This window comes from Bacillus sp. FSL K6-0073, assembly GCF_038006085.1.
Taxonomy (GTDB): Bacteria; Bacillota; Bacilli; order Bacillales; family Bacillaceae_G; genus Bacillus_A; species Bacillus_A cereus.
Genome location: NZ_JBBOUN010000004.1, coordinates 184,217 through 205,159 on the forward strand (window position 1 = coordinate 184,217; position 20,943 = coordinate 205,159).

Genomic DNA, 20,943 nt, shown 5'->3' on the forward strand with positions numbered 1-20,943 from the left:
CTCATTAATTTTATCGTAAATTTAAATGAATAAACATAAAAAAGTTCTTTATATAAAATATATAAAGAACTTTTTTAAAAGGATATAACCCTTTAGGTAGATTAAGTGATGGATATTAATTGTAACATAAATATTCATCATTTAATAGAAGAGCACAAGAAAGATAAACGTAAGAGTCAATGGTAAGTGTACTGGAATGGATCAGCGGTTTATGCTGATCCATGAGCAAGGAAAGAAAAAACATAAACTTCCTGTTTATATGTTTTAAAAGAATACAATTTATTATTGTATTCTTTTTTCTATGTTTTTCTATTTTTTAGTTGTCATGAAAACATGACAACTAGTATCTTATAAACCCTTATTATTACTGGCTTTCTTCACTTTGCCCTTCACAATTTTATAGATAGGACTAAAAGTTCTGCAAGGAACAGGTCATATTTTTAAGAAAACCATACAAAAATCTTCACCCTTAATATCAAAAAATTGGTTTTATTTTAAGTTGAAAATGCTCTTTAATTGTTTATTTTTTACACTTGTAATGAAAATTTTTTGCATTAAGGGATTTAGTTTTAACGTACAGAATCTGTAAAATATTGATGATGATTCATAAAGTAACAGGTATGTATAAATAAAGTAGGTATTAATGTACACCTTTTTAAAATATGTTTCATACATATATTAAGTATCGATTTATTAAATCAAGTGCAATTAATTCAAAAAGTTGGTGGAGAAATGAATAAGTTCGATAAATGTAATCATATTCCTTTTCCATGTGCATTTCCTATTCCTGAACAAGGACCTACAGGTTCTACGGGCCCACAAGGGCCAACAGGTCCCGCTGGGACAGGAAGAGGACCACCTGGGCCAACAGGATCTACAGGGGTTACTGGCCCAACAGGACCTTCAGGTGGACCACCTGGGCCAACGGGACCCACTGGAGCTACTGGACTACAAGGGATTCCAGGAGTTACTGGTCCAATTGGGCCAACAGGACCCCAAGGAGTTCAAGGAATTCAAGGGGAACCAGGACCAGACGGACCGACAGGACCCCAAGGAGTTCAAGGAATCCAAGGGGAACCAGGACCAGACGGACCGACAGGACCCCAAGGAGTTCAAGGAATCCAAGGGGAACCAGGAACAGACGGGCCAACAGGACCCCAAGGAGTTCAAGGAATTCAAGGGGAACCAGGACCAGACGGACCGACAGGACCCCAAGGAGTTCAAGGAATCCAAGGGGAACCAGGACCAACAGGACCGAATATTCCCCCTACATTTCTTAATGTAGGTAAATTATTTACGGAAACTGTTGAATCTTTAAATTCAATAACCAATTATCAAACACCTGTATTAATAACTCAATCTACTTTATCATTTGATTCCTCAACTGGTATTGCAACAATTTTCAATTCAGGTATTTATAGTATAGAATGTTATATTTCTACTAGCTTAGAAAATACAACTACTCCAATAGTATTTGCAATTGCTATTAATGGAGTAACTAATGTGAACCAAAGTACAGGAATTCATGTTCCTGGTAGTCAAATTTCTTTAGGAATTGTTCGCAATTTAGCTGCAAATACTACTATACAATTACTAAATATTAGTAATGGACCAGTTATACTTTCTCCTGACATAATGGTAACTGGTTTAAGAAGACCAATTCTTATATTTAATATAATTAGACTTGCTTAAAAAATGTTTGTAACTATGCATAGAATTACCATTTTTACCGTTTAATTCATTCAAAAAACTTTTAAAAGGAAACTTAAAAATCTTATCGTTTAAAAATGATAAAAAGCATAAATTATTAATTTATTTATTTTAAACACAATATTAAAATAAAACATTTTATATTAATAAGGTTTACTTTATTTGTACTTTAAATGATTTTACTCCAAATAAAGTTTGTGAATCCTTTGTAATTTATCTTAAAATTATTTTCGTTATTAAGTTATAGAGTGTTAGAAGCAATCTTCGATATACTATAACTATCTATCACTAACTAATTTAAGGACTTTACCTATTAAAAACCTCTTTATATATGATGAAGTGACCCAATGAAATAAGACAAGGAAAAAACACCTCTTATACCGTATTTAATTTAAATACGAGTATACGGAGGTGTTTCTTTTATGGGAACGAGAAAATCTTATTCAGAAGAAATTAAATGGAAAGCAATCGAGCTGAAAAAACAAGGATACACAAATAAAGAAATTATGGAACAATTAGGAATTAAAAATAAAGCACAGATTAAAACTTGGATGAAGTGGCATCGTGAAGGTGAAACGTATCGTTTTAGTCGCCCTGTAGGAAAACAAAGTACGCTACAAAAGGCTAGTGAAGAAGGTATAACTGAAATCGAGAAGCTTCAGATAGAGAATCGGAAATTAAAAATGCAACTAGATATTTTAAAAAAGTACCAAGAAATCGAGAGGTGTTTGTTAAAGAAGTAGTTGTAGAAGTAGTGGAGTTGATGAAAGATGAGTACTCCATTAAAGAAATATGTATATTAATTGATATACCTCGTTCTACTTATTATCGATGGAAAAATAAAGGGAAAGATATAAAGGAAGCAAAATTAGAACAGGCTATTTTGACAATTTGTATGACAAATCACTTTCGATATGGACATCGAAAAATTTACAATGTAGGGTTAAAAGAAAGAGAAGAACCTGGATCAATGGAGAAAGTAGAATTGTTGTAGAGAATCTCTTAAATAGAAACTTTCAAGCTAACAAGCCAAATGAAAAATGGGTTACAGACATTACATATTTGCCATTTGGTACAGCGATGTTGTATTTATCAAGTATTATGGATTTATATAACAATGAAATCATTGCGTATGAAATAAGTAACAGACAAGACGTAACACTTGTCTTAAACACAGTTGAGAAGGCGATCAAACTAAAACAAAATACTCAAATTATACTACATAGTGATCAAGGGGCCGTGTATACCTCCTACGCTTTCCAAACGTTATCTAAAGAGAATGGCATTACCACAAGTATGTCCCGTAAAGGAAATTGTCATGATAATGCCGTAATAGAATCTTTTCATTCCTCATTGAAATCTGAATTGTTTTACTCCCAAGAAAAACAAATACATTCAACTTCTACTCTCAAACAACTCATTCACGATTACATTGAGTATTATAATACGGAACGTATTCAAGAAAAGTTTGTAAATGTCAAGCTAAACATGTACATTTTCGCTTGTTTAAGCATGTACAAAATCAATCATTTTCTTTGCTAAAATGATCTTTAATTCGATAGGGTTGTCCTACAATACTGACCACTGTGGCATGATGTAAGACACGATCCAGTATGGCATTGGCGAGTTTAGGGTCCTGGAATACTTCGTCCCAAGACTTGAAGTTGATATTGGTCGTTAGGATGGTACTACGCTTTTCATAACGCATATCGATTAATTGAAAGAACAATTTTGCATCCTCCGGATCAATAGGCAAGTATCCAATTCCATCAATAATAAGTAATTTATATTTTGTATAGTGCTTTAAACGAGATTCTAGGCGATTTTCAATCTTGGCACGTTTCAAATTTTGAAGTAAATCATGACATTTAATAAAATAAGTACTTGTTCGCTTTTTAGCTGCTGCTATACCAATAGACGTGGCCAAATGGGTCTTACCAACACCACTAGGTCCTAAAAATACTATGTTTTCTTGTTGCTCTAAGAAACGTAGAGAAATAAAATCTAAGATTTGTTGTTTATTAATACTCGGCTGGAATTCGAAATCAAACTCATCACCCTCCTTTCGATGGGGAAATGCGCCCATTTTCACCATAGAATGAATCATATTTTGTTCTCGTACATCAATCTCATAGTTTGTCAGATTAACCAGTGTTTCTACGAAGGATAATTCATTATTAATGCTAAAATCGACTATGTCGCCTAAATGTTGTGCCATTTGTTTTAATTTTAAATACTCTAGGTTTGTTGTTAATTGTTGATAGCTATTCTTAATTTCTATATACCTCACCAATTACTGATAAATTTTGTTTCGCCAAATTGTCAATGTTCGGATATTTTGGTAGTGACTTAGCCAATGCTTTTTTATAATGTTCTTCTTTATAATTGAGCTTAGATTGGCTGATTTTATGTTGTACAATTAACTTCATGTTATGATAAACATATATTTGATTATCATATACTTGTAGACCGACGTTCTTACCTTGATATTCAGCTGGAACTGAGTATTGATTCGATTTGTAAGATATCATGCCTGATGTATTAATTTTTACAAGTTTATGCTTAATCATATAGGAATCTCTTATCGCGCTCTTCGGGAGTGGTTGTAGGAGGTTCTTTTCCTGTTTTAGGGCAAACACGGGAATCTTACCAGTCCCTTGATGAAATGTTTGATTAATTCTTGCACATAATTTTTGCACAAATTCATGTAAATCTTTAAAAGTGAATCTTCCTTGATAAGCGTGAATTTCGTCTAGAAGTTTCATTGGCGCTTCTACTTTCCCTTTGGTATTTGGTCGCCCTGCGATACAAGGTTGTACCTTAAATCCAAAATCCTGAGCGAATTGGGCAAACTTATTGTTAATCGTTCCTGTAAAGTGTTCTGTTCGAGCTTCATCCATTACCGTCTTCATATTATCCCTGACAATTACCTTCGGTACACCACCAAACATTTCAAATGCCTCTGTCATAAATGACATTAAAACACTTTGTGATTTTGAAATATCCAAATGAAAGACTTTAAATCTCGAGTAAGACAATAAAAGTACAGCTACATTCACATATACGATATCGCCACTTTTGGTTTCAAATCTTATACTTTCTTTCCAATCTAATTGAGCTTGTTCTCCTGGAGGTGTCTCATAACGGACACCCACTGAATGACCTGATACAATACGCTTTCCCTCATCAAAATATTTTCTAAATTCAGGCTTTCTATTAATATAAGAACGAAATGCAGACTGTGAACATTTTAAACCGTGATTGTCTGTTAGATACTGCCATAACACTCGTTTGTAGTAGAAGATTTGTTTAGAATCACTAGATAAGAGAGCTGCAATCACTTCATAATATGTATCGATTTTCGATGTTTTATTTTTTGTTCCTTTTGGTGTAAAACCATTCAAATACTTATCTATGGTACGCCGATCCACATTCAATTCTCTGGCTAATTGACTTTTATTTATCTTCATTTTTAAGTTCCCCATTAGTTTTTTCAAATTTGGTAAGTCTGAAAGACTTTTAACCTCAAATTCTGTTTGAATATCTAGCTTAATATACATACTAACCACCTCAGGGTCAGTATGGAGAATCTAATTGAAAATGTACATATTTATTCAAGCGTTAATGTACATATTTAAGTTAGCATTTATAAAAAGTTAAACTACCTGTCTCCTATAGAATATAAGAAACAGGTAGCATAGGTGTTTTTTTCATGTACCAAATTCGTGGGTCAGTTCAGATTATTCAAATCGTATAATTATGGAGAAACTCGGAATTAAAAATGTTTCCCAAATTAAGACATGGATGAAATGGTATCGTACAGATCAAACGTATCGTTTTCAACAACCTGTAGGAAAACAATATTCTTATGGAAAAGGACCAAAAGAGCTCAGTGAATTAGAACAACTACGTTTAGAAAATAAGCATCTAAAAACAAAATTACTTGTATGGGGAAAGTATCTGGAAATCGAAAGGGGCTGAAACCAGAAACTGTAGTTACTTTATGGAAAAATGTAAAAACAAAAATAACGATAAAAGAATTGTGTAACGTATTAGAATTACCCCGTTCCACATTTTATCGCTGGTTACAACGAACGGAAGATTGGAAAGATGATATAGAAGAGAAAGTAAAGGACGTCTGTCTTAGGCATAAATTTCGGTATGGATATCGAAGAGTGACCGCTACTCTTCAAAAAATGGGACTGTGTGTCAATCATAAAAAAGTATTACGAATCATGAGACAAAATCACATTCTTTCAAAAGTACGTCGAAAGAAAAAGAAATATATCAATGGTGCGGAACCAATGGTAGCCCCTCATCGATTGGAGCGTGAATTCGATGCATCCAGACCAAATGAAAAGTGGTTTACAGATGTGACGTATCTCTTATTTTGGGAGCGTACCTTGTATTTATCAACGATCATGGATGCCTTTAATCGTGAAATTATTAGTTGTGTCATCAGCGAATCACAAACACTGACATTAGCGATGAAGACATTGAAACAAGCAATGAGAGGACGAAGAGTAAAAGATGTCCTTCTTCACTCGGGTCAAGGAAGTATTTATACAGCAAAAGAATTTCAAGCGTATGCCAAAGAAAACGGCATGATCACCAGCATGTCCCGGAGAGGAAATTGCCATGATAATGCCGTCATGGAAAGCTTCTTTGGTCATTTGAAAAGTGAAGCTTTCTATTCACAAGAGATAACAAAAGTATCCAACACAACTGTGCGAAAGATTGTGCTAGAATACATTCATTACTACAATTGTGTGCGAATTCAAGAAAAATTAAACCACCTATCCCCTAAAGAATTTAGGGAACAAGTGGTTTAGGTGTTTTGATTGGTGTCCCGTTTTCGGGGTTCACTTCATTTTTACCCATCCCCTCGAAAAGGGGGAATAAGAAAAAAGACCCCTAATCAAAGTGTTTTCTTGACTAGGAGTCTTCCCTTTACAGGTGATAATACAAAAAATGGCGAAGACTTATAAATTAAATTTAAAAATAACCCAAATACTTAATTTGATGGAACCTCCTCAAAATATTATTTGAAACTTCTTGTTTCCACTAACTTAGGATTTGATTTATCTGTAATATCATAAACCTTTACAATTAGATTACTACCAAATATGCCTTCGACTTTAGCTGTACCTTCTGCCTTTACATCATTATTTTCAAATTTAATTCCATTTAAATTATTTTTTTGAGAAGTTGTTAACTTATTCCAATAATTTTTTGTTTTATCACTAAAAGGGTATTGTTTCCAAGCACCCATACCATTTGGAGCCCAATATGATGCAGTTCCCTTTATTGTAGTCACAGGATTACTCCCTACACCGGTAAACGTAATATCTCCCCAAAAATTCCTTTGTTCCAATATAACGTCTGCTTTATATGTTTTTTGGGGTGGAACTTCAATGGATTGTGAAGGTGCTTCTATTGTTTTTTGCTCAGCTTTTGTTTGTGTCTCTGTAGTAGAAGAGTTGAATCCTGCGTTTACTGTTATACCGTTATTTAAGATCAATGGAATGTTAAATATGTTACTCGAACCTCCCACATTAAAACCTTTTGTTGTTGCTGTCGCTATTGATTCTGTTACACTTTTGGTATATTTAGCTGTTGAAAACTTATGGGTTTGATCAGTAGTATTCTCAAACACATTTTCTCCCATGTATTCAACGATTTTACTATCAAAGTTCAATTTATTTGTGGTATCCGTAATACTAAAATCAACTTTTGTCTCAACACTATCTGGCTTTGCCTTAAAAGTTAGTGTAGGCCAGGATTCAATTTTTGTACCTGCAATTTCATTAGTATAATAGTATGTCCCTATTTTCTTTAATTCAGATTGGACATCTGTAATACCAACTCTTACATTTTCATTAACACTAGTTGGAGTATTTTCTGCTGCTAATGCACTACCAGGTACAGATATACAAGGTATGCCAATCGAGGTGGCTAACATCAATGCTACCATAGGCTTCTTCATTTTTTTCTTCATCTTGAACTCACTCCTAATACTTCATTTTTTGAAATCGTTTTCAATTAGATTTTAACACAATATTCAGTTCTGATTTATTTTGGTATTTGAATATTTTGTGAAGTATAAAAAACGGAACGTGAAAGGCATTCTCCTACACAGTGATCAAGGATTCCAATAAGGGGTATCTTTGCCTATCCCCGAAAAAGACCTGCGGTATTATTTTTCATTTGACATACTACCGCAGGTCTTTTCGGAGCTTGGGCAAAAACATCCAAAATAAAATTACTAATTTGGGATATCATAAAATTAGGTGAAATAAAGAATTCAAATAGGGGGTAAATAGTCATGGTTTATATAAAAAAATATGTTGTAATTTTGTTAAGTTGTTTACTTAGTGTAATCTTCCCTTTAACAATACTTGCTAAAACGGAGATGAACGCAGAGCAGCGGACTTTTTTAAGTTTTGAAAGTAAAATTTCAGATCTAATTATTACTAGTATGGAATTATTAGATAACATGGAGAAAATGAATGGGAAATTGAGTGAGGAAGAATTATATAATTTAGCATTAAATGTGAGGGAGGAATTTGCAACACGTTCTAAAGTCTTGTCCCAAATTAAGGTGCCAGAAGAATTACAAAATAATATACAATCTTCCTTAGAGACGGTTAAAAAGGACTTATCAATTGGACTTACGGAATTAGAAGAGAGTATGCTCTGTTTTGCTAAATATCTTGCAGGTCGTGATCAAATTGTTTATGACGAATATATTCAAAGAAAAAATACTGGATTTCGTTACATAAATGGTGGGTTAACTTCACTATCTACGGTAGCCCTACAATTAAATATCCCAACATCCAAATCTGGCAGTATAAAAAAGGCCTGGAAAAAACATTTAAAATAATTGGTGGGATATTAATCCCCTCCAATTTAGTATCGAATGGAATCAATAGTGTGTATTTGGTATAGCCACCAAATATCATCATAATATAATTATGGTGATTGAATGTTACTTGGGTGTTTTCACATCGAGGATTTGGGCAAAAACACCCATTACCGAATTTATCAACGAAATTCCAGAATAAAGGTATCAGGATGAACATTTTACCAGTTGCCTGAAAACATATCAATTTTTATGGGCGTTATGGATTTAGTAAGCCTTCAACGGTCGTAAATTTAGAGACAATCATTAAGAACATCAATAAAGATGATATTTTAACCAGGTTAACTTAAGCAGATTTGGGCGCAGCCGAGATACATGTAATTTTTGAGTTATGGTCTTATTTTTACTTCCAGACTTGATTTTTTGAACTTATAAGTATCGTCTTATTTATTTTTATTAGTCGTTGTAGTGATGGAAGGGGCCTATTGTGAGAGTAGAAGCAGTCATTTTGTCTTATTTTCCCGAAGGATGGACAAAAACACGCGTAAAGGGACCTTCGTTTTTTAAAACAAAGATCCTTTTACGGGATATACCCTTACTAACAATCATTTCAATTATATTTTACAATTGTTTATATTATGTCACATTATATAAACAAGGTCCTCTACAATGGATAATTTGACAATCATAATTATTTTCTAAAGAAATCCATGTATTTGATTGAATAAAATTATAATTCATTCAGTTACCCATTCCCTTCTTCAAAATATCAAAAAATTTAAAAGCACCCTATAATGGGTTAATGTGGAGTTAGGGCGTTGTATACGTTACTTTATGTTCATCATATAAGTGTGTGTATAACTAAATAAGCCTTTTTTTATTTTTGGGCTACTAAAACCCCTGCTTAAAACAGAGATCCTTAAATAAGGGGATTAAGATATCAATCTCCATTTTAATCACACTATACACTTCGTTCCCCCTATTCATTCTAAAAAATAGATTGTATTAAGTATTCCTAAGAATTTTTGAGCCATTTTGGTGTACAATCGAGATACGTGTATTAACTATACTAAATAAAACCATAGACCTTATAGTTCTTTAAGTAAGGCTTATGGTTTTTTATTTATCTTCAAATAAATTATAACTATATTGATTTTTCAGAGTATTTAAAGTATTTTAAGGTGGGGGTGAATGAAGTGTACTAAGTACAGATAACAATTCTAAGTACATTGTTAATTGCTTAAGTATTGGGGGGATATTGTGAAAGTAGAACAGGTCATTTTGTCAAACGGAAAGACGCGATATATGCTAGTCGATAAGGATGGAGAGCCTATTCAACCTGTTCTTCATTATTTACGGTTCAAAGATAATAGTAATGCTGCACGAAATACCTTACGGTCTTATTGCTTTCATCTGAAATTATTTTTTGAATTTCTAGAGCAAGAAAAATTGGATTACCGTGAGATTGGTATTGATCAGATGGCATCCTTTATGGGGTGGCTACAAAATCCATATGGGAACAATAAAGTAGTATCTATTTCCATTTCGCCCCTACCAAGAAAGCCAAGAACAATTAATACTGTTTTAGCTACTGTAACAGGGTTTTACGATTATTTAATGCGTCATGAGGATTATTCTATTCAATTATCAGAACGCCTAAAAAAACAAATAACCGGCTCTCGTAGAAATTTTAAAGATTTCTTATATCATATTAACAAAGATAAAAAATTCACAGCTCATATTCTCAAAGCTAAAGTACCAAAAGAAAAACCGAAGGTTATTTCTAAAGAACAAGTTACAAAACTAATTTTCTCCTGCTCAAACATACGTGATCGCTTTCTTATCCAATTATTATGGGAAAGTTCTATGCGAATCGGTGAAGCTCTTTCCCTGTGGCTTGAGGATTTCAAAGTTGATGCAAGAAAGATTCATATTTGTGATCGTGGCGAACTTGAAAATTTCGCGGAAATTAAAACTGTATATAGTCCAAGAATAATTGATGTATCTGAAGAATTAATGGATCTTTATTTTGAATATATAGCTGAAATACATACAGATGAAGTAGATACTAACCACGTTTTTATTAAGTTATCAGGAGAGAATAAGCACCGCCCTTTAGAGTATACGGATATTGTATCTTTATTTAATCGATTAAAACAGAAAACAGCTATCCATGTAACACCTCATATGCTTCGCCATACTTCACTGACCGAATTACGAAAAGCTGGATGGAAAGATGAACATTTGATGAAACGTGCGGGACATGCCCATATTCAAACCACAATTCAAATGTATGTTCATCCAAGTGATGATGATCTAAGAAAAGATTGGGAACGTGCACAAGAGAGAATGAAGATAAATTCACAGAAAGGTGATAGTTAGAAATGAGTATAATGGGAGCAGCAATCGTAAAGGAAAAGCAGGAAGAAATCAACGATTTCTTAATAGGCTATTGGGAAAATGATATATGGAGTGCCGATTATTCAGCCTTTGATGAGTTTCGACAAACCATCTGGGATAAGACATATAAAAAAATTGATTTTTCTTGTTTTAAATCCAAGATTAAAGCTGAAATAAAGTTTTTTATTTTAAATCGTTTGAAGGTCGATGATGTACGTTTATATCAGACGGTAATTAAACGATATGCAGCATCATTCAAACACATTGCAGAGTTATTAAATCAGTTCTATCCCTATATCAAAAGTATTATTGATATAGATTTAAACAGAGCAATAATTCAACTTCGTTCTATGTTAGTTCAAAAAGGATTAAAAATTCGAGAGGATGGCTCACTTACCAAGTATGAAACCTTCTTAAAAGTGATTTATTTATTTTATAAAGATTATTATGATGAACGTGATGAGTTTGAAAAAGACATTTGGGATATCAGGAAAATAGCAAAGTCAAAAGTGGTTGAACATGAAGCACATTATCTATTAAATTTTACAGCTATTCCAAGCCCGTTTCGTAACATGATTAAACGTTACATCAAGTTTCGAATTCAGTATGTATCTCACGGACAAAGTTGCCTTGATATTCGTTCTATCAGTCTTTTTTTAAATTTTATATATGAAAAATATCCAAACTGGAATGATCTATCCTTATTATCTCGCAAGGATATGGAAAATTACCGAGACTGGCAGAGGATAGAACAAGAACTGCATCAAAAAGCACAACGGAATTATTTAATAACTCTACGAGTTTTTTTGGAAACCATAGAAAAATTACAATATATAGAATCTCCTAAAATACCAGCATCTTTACTATTATTTAAGGAAGATATTCCCCAACTTCCAAGACGTACTGAAAACGATATTAAATATATCCCGGAGGGAATCCTTCAACAATTAGAAAGCCATTTAGAGCACCTTACTCCTAAAGAATATATTCCCGTAGTAATATTACTTCGAGCAACTGGTTGGCGTATCTCTGATATTCTCACCCTTCATTATGATACCTGTTTAGAACAAACAGCACAGGGCTGGTATTTGTGTGGTGATATTATGAAAACACAAGTCTTAAATCATCGTGTACCTATTACAGACGATGTAGCAGCTATTGTACAAACAGTAATAGAGTGTATGAAGAAAAAAAGCAACCTGGACAATAATCCAAAAAAATTCTTATTTGTTCGGCTTTCTGGTAAACGAAAAGGTCGTCCGCCAGAATCTCGTAGAATTCAAAATAGTTTAAATAAGCTTGCCAAGTCGAAAAATATTATTGATGAGAAAGGAAACGTGTTCCATTTTAAGAGCCACGCCTTCAGGCATACTAAAGGAGTTGAATTGATTAATAATGGAATGAATATCTTACATGTCCAAAAATGGTTAGCCCATGCTTCACCGGAAATGACTCTTACCTATGCGAAAATATTAGATACAACACTAAGAAAATCATGGGAAGACGCTACAGCAAAAGGTTTATTTCGAATAAATGATTTTGGCAAACCAGTAAAAGTACATCCTTCGGATATTGAAAATGAAGATATAATTGAATGGGAATATATTCGTTCGAATTTAGATGCAGTCAGGATGCCACTGGGTTATTGTACAAAACCGATTAAACAGCCTTGCCCTACGCAATCCGATCCCTGTTTATCTTGTCGTAATTTATGTACAACTCCAGAGTTTGCAAGAGAATATGAACGTCAAATAAAAGATACAGAGGCCGTTATAGAACGTGGGAAGACTATAAATCGTCCTGTATGGATAGAAAAGAATCAGGAGAAATTAGAGCGTTTAAAACCAATATATGAACTTCTAATACAAGGTAAAATTCATCATAAAGCTGGAAAAAAGGGACGAGAATATGATCGAGAGGAATTTAGTGTATATGGCCACAAATAACTATAAAAATACCAAAGGTATTAAAGACTTCTCAAAACTCAAAAGTGAATTAACTTTAACTAAAGTCAATCAAGCTATTCAAATGTTAATAAAAAATAAAGAAAAAATTAATTTTAATAGCGTTTCAACGACAGCCGGAGTATCAAAATCATACCTATATAATCATTTAGATATCCGTGAACGTATAAATAAACTTCGTGAGCAACAACAAGGCCTATCTTCTCCTAAGCAAGTTAAACGCGAAATAACCGATACCAATAAAGATATATTACTCGCCGCTAAAAACAAACGTATTAAACAATTGGAGGACGAAAATAAAAAATTAAAAGAAGAAATGATGCGCCTACGAGGTAAGATTTATGAAGGATAATTTACCTTACGTTGAATATATGTATTCAACGTAAGGACCCTATCAAATTAGGGTTTAAATTTTCTTAGTTAAGATAATATACGTATCTCGGCTGTACCCCTATACGGTTTCTCAACACTCTGAGAAAGAAGTTTTTGATACATGATTATATTATAAAGATAACACTCAAATTAAGAATATCATATTTATCAGAACTAAAAACACGATTTTTCCCTTTGTAAAACGGAAAAATCGTGTTTTTAGTTTAAGAGTAGAAAAATTATAATAGTATATGTATTTTATAAAGAAAATTTGATAATTGTATGCATTTTCCAAACCAGGTGTAAAATAAAAAATTCTATTCTTCCTATTCATTTTTCTATTTTGATGAGGATAAAAAATAGGGCGCCAATACATAGTGGCGCCGTTAATTAGGGGGAAAAAATTTGAATACAAATCAATTACCAAATCGATTCATCTTAATGGTCTCATATATTTGTTAAGAAAAACACATATATTTCTCCCTTTGCTAAAAGGAGAAATATATTGATTTTTGTATACCATTGTAGTTTATATGACAATTCAAAGTATCCTGACTACATAATTATCCCCTGACATTTACTAATAGTAGATTATTTATAGAGGATAAATGTACCTGAGGAATACGATAAACCGGCGGGTGAAGATGCAAGATTAGGAGGAGTGTTTTGGTTTAACGCTTGCATTGTCATTCTGTTTTTCTAGGTTTAAGATGACAATTTGAAAGGGAAGTTTTTTTCTCAAAACAATTTTTCTTTGCACTCGTTATTTTTCCCGTTATGATTTTTTCGGTTTTGTTGCAAAGTTTCTTAACAGATAATTCTAACGTTAAATGGGGGGTGAATAAAATGTCGAATTTTATCTAAATTTGTTGTTTTTTCGTTTTTTTATGCTAATCTTATAATTACAAAGAGAGAATAAACAGAAAACCTTGTGAATTAAATTTACGGAATATTTAGCGTTGTTGATTAGTTTCTTAATATTAGAATTTTTCTAGCAATGTTATTTTTTCAAAGATTAACTGTTTTTTGACTTATGTATAGGAATCACCACCTTTAATATTAAGCGAACATAATTTCTTGGAACTCTTATTCTGTTATTACGTTAGCCTTAAAGAAGGTACGAGTACTTCGTCAACGAACAGAATCAGTTTATACGGTTCTGTTCTTGTTTATATATAAATACCAAAAAAGGAAGTGAATTTTATTGAAAAAGATAAGAAGTCTAGGAAATAAGTTAGTACTGCTATTAATGCCCTTTTTCATGTTATTTCAGATTTTCCAATCTCCTATTGTGGCTTATGCTGCTGAAAAGGATACAAGAGGTGATGCCATACTTGATTTTCTATATACTTTATCTTTTGATGACAAAGGACAATTACTTTACAACGGAAAAGTTGTCCCTACAAAAGAAAGTGATTTAGAGTTAGTTAAACAAGCAATGGACTTATCTAAATCTAAATCTATTAACGATTCGGTTGTAAATTCATTAGAAAGTTTCGAACACCGAGCAAATGATGAATCATATGTGATTTTTGAGGGTACGATTGACGGAAAAGACCTGAAAATCGAATTTATACGTCGCATACCGTATGAGCGGTGGGATAGTGGTAAGATGACATATGCGTCGGAATATAAAATAAATGGACACTTGGCTTTCTGTTTAAATCATCCACTTCGAACACCATCCGAAGGTTATCAAATGCCTTACCCTGATAGTAATAGCATAAGAAACCTAGATGAAGTTACAAAAGCGTTATATTATGGTATCGGTGGGCCAGGGAGTATCTTTGGAGATTATGATAAACTAAGTCAAAGCGAAAAAGATAATGCTATCATAGCAACATCTTTATTAACATCTGCTTTTCTAAATGAAGGTGATGATATTGACGGCTTTGACTACGATAGTGTAAACAATGTAACTTACTATGACCTTGTTGACAGAGGCTATGGGTTCAGTGATCGTAAAGAGTATAAAGATCTTTTGAATAAGGTTAAAAACTCAACAATATCACCTTACTCGAATATTATGTTTTCAAATGAAACACCAACAGTTAAATATGATTCTGATAAAAAAATCCAATACACAGACGAAATCGAATTCAAAGCATTTTCAGAGAACACTATTACATTCACTTTGCCACAAAGTGTTTCGTTGATTAACCACACTGACAATAAGACCTATACAGGAAAAGTTACATTAAAGGGTGGAGATAAATTTCATTTTGAAGCAACATTCAATAGCTCAGCGACATTAAATACTGGAAAAATAAGAGGTTCGCTTCCTGATTTTACACCTTGGATGACTAAATCAAACACTCTAGAAGATGGTTTTAGGGTACAGCCATTAGGTGGATTAAATATTTATCTTGATCCAGCGAATTTAACAAGTCTAAAAGTGAAGTTTGAATCTCGTGAGGGAACTATGGAAATCACCAAAGAAGATGCGGCTGATGGCAATGTGAAAATTCCAGACGCTGAATTTACTATTTACGATAAAGGTGGAAATGAAGTAGTAAAAGGAAAAACCGATGAAAATGGTATAGCGACCTTCCCAAATTTACCTTTTGGTGAATACACATACAAAGAAACAATTGCACCGAATGGTTATGTGCTTAACGAAGAAGTCTTTTCCTTTGAAATTAAGAATGATGGAGAAATAATTAAACATACAGTAACCAATAAGAAAATTACGGGAACTATGGAAATCACCAAAGAAGATGCGGCTGATGGCAATGTGAAAATTCCAGACGCTGAATTTACTATTTACGATAAAGGTGGAAATGAAGTAGTAAAAGGGAAAACCAATGAAAATGGTATAGCGACCTTCCCAAATTTACCTTTTGGTGAATACACATACAAAGAAACAATTGCACCGAATGGTTATGTGCTTAACGAAGAAGTCTTCTCCTTTGAAATTAAAAAAGATGGAGAAATAATTAAACATACAGTAACCAATAAGAAAATTACGGGAACTATGGAAATCACCAAAGAAGATGCGGCTGATGGCAATGTGAAAATTCCAGACGCTGAATTTACTATTTACGATAAAGGTGGAAATGAAGTAGTAAAAGGGAAAACCAATGAAAATGGTATAGCGACCTTCCCAAATTTACCTTTTGGTGAATACACATACAAAGAAACAATTGCACCGAATGGTTATGTGCTTAACGAAGAAGTCTTCTCCTTTGAAATTAAAAAAGATGGAGAAATAATTAAACATACAGTAACCAATAAGAAAATTACGGGAACTATGGAAATCACCAAAGAAGATGCGGCTGATGGCAATGTGAAAATTCCAGACGCTGAATTTACTATTTACGATAAAGGTGGAAATGAAGTAGTAAAAGGGAAAACCAATGAAAATGGTATAGCGACCTTCCCAAATTTACCTTTTGGTGAATACACATACAAAGAAACAATTGCACCGAATGGTTATGTGCTTAACGAAGAAGTCTTCTCCTTTGAAATTAAAAAAGATGGAGAAATAATTAAACATACAGTAACCAATAAGAAAATTACGGGAACTATGGAAATCACCAAAGAAGATGCGGCTGATGGCAATGTGAAAATTCCAGACGCTGAATTTACTATTTACGATAAAGGTGGAAATGAAGTAGTAAAAGGAAAAACCGATGAAAATGGTATAGCGACCTTCCCAAATTTACCTTTTGGTGAATACACATACAAAGAAACAATTGCACCGAATGGTTATGTGCTTAACGAAGAAGTCTTTTCCTTTGAAATTAAGAATGATGGAGAAATAATTAAACATACAGTAACCAATAAGAAAATTACGGGAACTATGGAAATCACCAAAGAAGATGCGGCTGATGGCAATGTGAAAATTCCAGACGCTGAATTTACTATTTACGATAAAGGTGGAAATGAAGTAGTAAAAGGGAAAACCAATGAAAATGGTATAGCGACCTTCCCAAATTTACCTTTTGGTGAATACACATACAAAGAAACAATTGCACCGAATGGTTATGTGCTTAACGAAGAAGTCTTCTCCTTTGAAATTAAAAAAGATGGAGAAATAATTAAACATACAGTAACCAATAAGAAAATTACGGGAACTATGGAAATCACCAAAGAAGATGCGGCTGATGGCAATGTGAAAATTCCAGACGCTGAATTTACTATTTACGATAAAGGTGGAAATGAAGTAGTAAAAGGAAAAACCGATGAAAATGGTATAGCGACCTTCCCAAATTTACCTTTTGGTGAATACACATACAAAGAAACAATTGCACCGAATGGTTATGTGCTTAACGAAGAAGTCTTTTCCTTTGAAATTAAGAATGATGGAGAAATAATTAAACATACAGTAACCAATAAGAAAATTACGGGAACTATGGAAATCACCAAAGAAGATGCGGCTGATGGCAATGTGAAAATTCCAGACGCTGAATTTACTATTTACGATAAAGGTGGAAATGAAGTAGTAAAAGGAAAAACCGATGAAAATGGTATAGCGACCTTCCCAAATTTACCTTTTGGTGAATACACATACAAAGAAACAATTGCACCGAATGGTTATGTGCTTAACGAAGAAGTCTTTTCCTTTGAAATTAAGAAAGATGGAGAAATAATTAAACATACAGTAACCAATAAGAAAATTACGGGAACTATGGAAATCACCAAAGAAGATGCGGCTGATGGCAATGTGAAAATTCCAGACGCTGAATTTACTATTTACGATAAAGGTGGAAATGAAGTAGTAAAAGGAAAAACCGATGAAAATGGTATAGCGACCTTCCCAAATTTACCTTTTGGTGAATACACATACAAAGAAACAATTGCACCGAATGGTTATGTGCTTAACGAAGAAGTCTTTTCCTTTGAAATTAAGAAAGATGGAGAAATAATTAAACATACAGTAACCAATAAGAAAATTACGGGAACTATGGAAATCACCAAAGAAGATGCGGCTGATGGCAATGTGAAAATTCCAGACGCTGAATTTACTATTTACGATAAAGGTGGAAATGAAGTAGTAAAAGGAAAAACCGATGAAAATGGTATAGCGACCTTCCCAAATTTACCTTTTGGTGAATACACATACAAAGAAACAATTGCACCGAATGGTTATGTGCTTAACGAAGAAGTCTTTTCCTTTGAAATTAAGAATGATGGAGAAATAATTAAGAATACCGTAAAAAATGAAAAGATACCAGAAGATGTTAAAGAAAAAGAAAAAGCTAATCCATCGGATTCTGATTTACCACAAACAGGGCAAAATTCAACTCTATCAATTATGATAGGGGGATTGGTATTATTCAATGTAGCTGCAGGTTGGTTCATCTATAATAGAAGAAAAAGCTACTAATTAATCCAATCTATTAAAAAACATTTAAAAGAGCAGTAGAGTTACTGCTCTTTCTCATTGAGGGGAGAAAATGGATGCGTAAGGTCGATTTAGACAACCGTTCGCAGGAAAGACGGAAAAAGAAAATTAAAATAAATCTCATTATGGTGATTGTATTATTAGTGAGTCTAGCGTTGATGGCATACCCAGTAGGGGAAGATTTTGCAGTGCACTATTTGACACAAAAAAATCTTCAACAACTAAACGAAAATCAAAGAACTATGGATAAAGAAAAATCAAAAGAACAACAACGGAATATGGATCAACGAGACATCGATAAAAAAGAAATAACGTATAATTTTGCTGATGTTACTCCTATTTCTATGATGGACATCGTAGAAGCAATCAATAAGAAAATGCCCGTGGCTGGTACAATTAAAATTCCAAGTGTAAATATCAACCTGCCGATTATTGAAGGTGTATCAAATAGTTCGATGGTAACAGGTGGCGGAACTTTAAAGCCAAGCCAAGTGATGGGAAAAGGAAATTATGCTCTTGCTAGTCACAACATGAAGAATTCGAAGTTGTTATTTGGGCCACTAGAAAAAATATCAATCGGGACAAAAATCTATCTATCCGATGGGAAGGACACTTATGAGTACGTTGTTACAAAAAAAGAAGTGATAAACCCGAGCCAAACCGATGTCATAAAGGATAAGGACGGAGAATCATTGGTTACGCTGATTACTTGTACGAACAATGGTAAAAAACGAATAGTTGTAGTTGGCAAACTAGTTAAATAATTTAAAGAAGGTGGAATGAAATGGCTGAAAAATCAACCAAAGATCCTTTTCAAGACGAGATCTCAATAATCTTAAAAGAAGTGTAAATGTCAAGATAAACATATACATTCCCGCTTGTCTAATGACAGCCCTTGTTGGGCACGTTATAACGGTTCTGTTGCAAAGTTTTCTAAGCGAAGTTAAAATTTAAAGAAAATGACTCGAGGAGCATGATATATGAGATATTTTAAAGGAAAACAATTCAAGAAAGACATTATTTTGGTAGCCGTTGGCTACTATTGTCGTTTTTCTTTAAGTTATCGCGATGTATCTGAAATTTTGAAAGAACGTGGTGTATCGGTTCATCCCACACCCATCATGTGATGGGTTCATGAATATGGAATTCTCATTTATCAGATTTGGAAAAAGAAAAACAAATCTGCACAACTATCTTGGCACTTAGATGAAACCCATATCAAAGTGAAAGGTGAATGGCGGTATCTCTATCGAGCAATCGATAAAGATGGACACACATTGGATATTCAACTTCGCAAAAGACGAGATTATCAAGCGGCATATGCTTTTATGAAAAGACTAGTGAAAATATTTGGAGAACCAACGGTTCTCACAAAAAATAAGGAGCCCGCGTTATTTTGCGCGTTTAACAAATTAAAAAACAAGGCTTCTGCAAGAATACCACTCACCGTACAATCAAACATTTGAATAATCTCATTGAACAGGATCATAGGCATATCAAGCGACGTTTTGCCAAATCAGCAGAACTCCAAAGTTATTCGTCATGCTTCACGTACCTTGAAAGCCATTGAAACCGTTCACGCTCTATATAAACGAAAACGAAGTTTGCAACAACCAAACTTCGTTTTTTCAACGTACAATGAATTACATCAATTATTAACGAGCGCATAAAATCTATCTGCAATCTTACCAACTTTTTATCTACTAAGAATCTTTGCAACAGAACCTTTCAAACCAATGACAAATCAAGTTTAGAGTATCCTTGCCCATTCTCTGAAAAAAAGGGAGATACAAAGTATTCAAATAAATTATCATTAAACGTTTTGGCTTATCTGGATTAGGTGGTACTAGTAAAACCAACTTAGTTATAATCATAGCAAGTTTTCTTAGTTCATTCGAAAGATTGACTTGGCTAAACGGATTTTCACATAAAAGTTCATTTTGTTACATTTTTTCTTCTTAAATTCTATTTCAAAAATAATTTTCCACAATATCAAACTTCTATCTTTTTTGACAACGATTGTTCATTGATTGATATTTTATGTATTATAAAATTTTTCAAGTTATAGTCAAAATAACCAATTAACTTTTTGTATAGTTGGTACTCTAATCATTTTTTATATTCTAATAATGATCTATTTCAAGGAATGATTGGGGATAAGGATAGCAACTTCCTTTCATATTTTGGTTGAATGAATATTTTATAGGTGCAGTTTTCTAAGGTATATCTTCAGCTCTATTTTTTTAATAAATCAATATTTATTTTAATTAACGAAATACTCTGAACTC

At 33.1% G+C, this 20,943-nt stretch carries 9 protein-coding genes and 5 pseudogenes; 11 read left to right on the plus strand and 3 right to left on the minus strand.

Annotated elements, in window-relative coordinates; genetic code table 11:
• Positions 1-732: 732 nt before the first annotated feature.
• Together MHB52_RS34980 and MHB52_RS34985 are read left to right on the plus strand one after the other, a co-directional pair.
• The gene (locus MHB52_RS34980) at positions 733-1,692 is read left to right on the plus strand and encodes a collagen-like protein (RefSeq protein ID WP_340769144.1); all 960 of its coding nucleotides are present in this window, start codon (positions 733-735) and stop codon (positions 1,690-1,692) included.
• A 440-nt stretch (positions 1,693-2,132) separates the two neighbouring features.
• Positions 2,133-3,252, plus strand: a pseudogene (locus MHB52_RS34985) (IS3 family transposase).
• Here the strand turns inward: MHB52_RS34985 and istB are convergent.
• Both istB and istA read right to left on the minus strand, forming a co-directional pair.
• Positions 3,233-3,985 (minus strand): IS21-like element IS232 family helper ATPase IstB, encoded by a 753-nt coding sequence (gene istB / locus MHB52_RS34990; RefSeq protein WP_061663605.1) that lies wholly within the window; start codon positions 3,983-3,985, stop codon positions 3,233-3,235. The pseudogene MHB52_RS34985 and the gene istB sit on opposite strands and share 20 nt — an antisense overlap.
• Positions 3,981-5,270: an IS21 family transposase gene (istA, locus tag MHB52_RS34995; RefSeq protein WP_061663604.1), complete on the minus strand. Its 1,290-nt coding sequence runs from the start codon at positions 5,268-5,270 to the stop codon at positions 3,981-3,983. Before istA ends, istB begins: the two co-directional genes overlap by 5 nt.
• Before the next feature lie 181 nt (positions 5,271-5,451).
• On the opposite strand from istA, the pseudogene MHB52_RS35000 reads away from it, so the two are divergent.
• Positions 5,452-6,542, plus strand: a pseudogene (locus tag MHB52_RS35000) (IS3 family transposase); the annotation flags it as partial.
• A 209-nt stretch (positions 6,543-6,751) separates the two neighbouring features.
• Here MHB52_RS35000 and MHB52_RS35005 read toward each other — a convergent pair.
• Positions 6,752-7,708 (minus strand): ETX/MTX2 family pore-forming toxin, encoded by a 957-nt coding sequence (locus tag MHB52_RS35005; protein WP_061663532.1) that lies wholly within the window; start codon positions 7,706-7,708, stop codon positions 6,752-6,754.
• 327 nt (positions 7,709-8,035) lie between these two features.
• On the opposite strand from MHB52_RS35005, the gene MHB52_RS35010 reads away from it, so the two are divergent.
• From MHB52_RS35010 to MHB52_RS35045, 8 genes and pseudogenes are all read left to right on the plus strand, one after another.
• Positions 8,036-8,593 (plus strand): hypothetical protein, encoded by a 558-nt coding sequence (locus tag MHB52_RS35010; RefSeq protein WP_061663533.1) that lies wholly within the window; start codon positions 8,036-8,038, stop codon positions 8,591-8,593.
• A 149-nt stretch (positions 8,594-8,742) separates the two neighbouring features.
• Positions 8,743-8,922 (plus strand): annotated as a pseudogene (locus MHB52_RS35015) (hypothetical protein); the annotation flags it as partial.
• A gap of 910 nt (positions 8,923-9,832) precedes the next feature.
• Complete coding sequence (locus tag MHB52_RS35020) at positions 9,833-10,954, plus strand: tyrosine-type recombinase/integrase (protein ID WP_000862013.1); 1,122 nt, start codon at positions 9,833-9,835, stop codon at positions 10,952-10,954.
• Between the two features lie 2 nt (positions 10,955-10,956).
• Positions 10,957-12,918, plus strand: a complete 1,962-nt coding sequence (locus tag MHB52_RS35025) for a tyrosine-type recombinase/integrase (RefSeq protein WP_061664311.1) — start codon at positions 10,957-10,959, stop codon at positions 12,916-12,918.
• Positions 12,905-13,288, plus strand: coding sequence for a DUF6262 family protein (locus MHB52_RS35030; protein ID WP_000224740.1), 384 nt, complete (start codon positions 12,905-12,907; stop codon positions 13,286-13,288). Before MHB52_RS35025 ends, MHB52_RS35030 begins: the two co-directional genes overlap by 14 nt.
• Before the next feature lie 1,224 nt (positions 13,289-14,512).
• Positions 14,513-18,616: pseudogene (locus tag MHB52_RS35035) on the plus strand (SpaA isopeptide-forming pilin-related protein); the annotation flags it as partial.
• A gap of 95 nt (positions 18,617-18,711) precedes the next feature.
• Positions 18,712-19,419, plus strand: coding sequence for a class A sortase (locus MHB52_RS35040; RefSeq protein ID WP_061663668.1), 708 nt, complete (start codon positions 18,712-18,714; stop codon positions 19,417-19,419).
• A gap of 216 nt (positions 19,420-19,635) precedes the next feature.
• A pseudogene (locus MHB52_RS35045) lies at positions 19,636-20,325 on the plus strand (IS6 family transposase).
• Positions 20,326-20,943 lie beyond the last annotated feature (618 nt).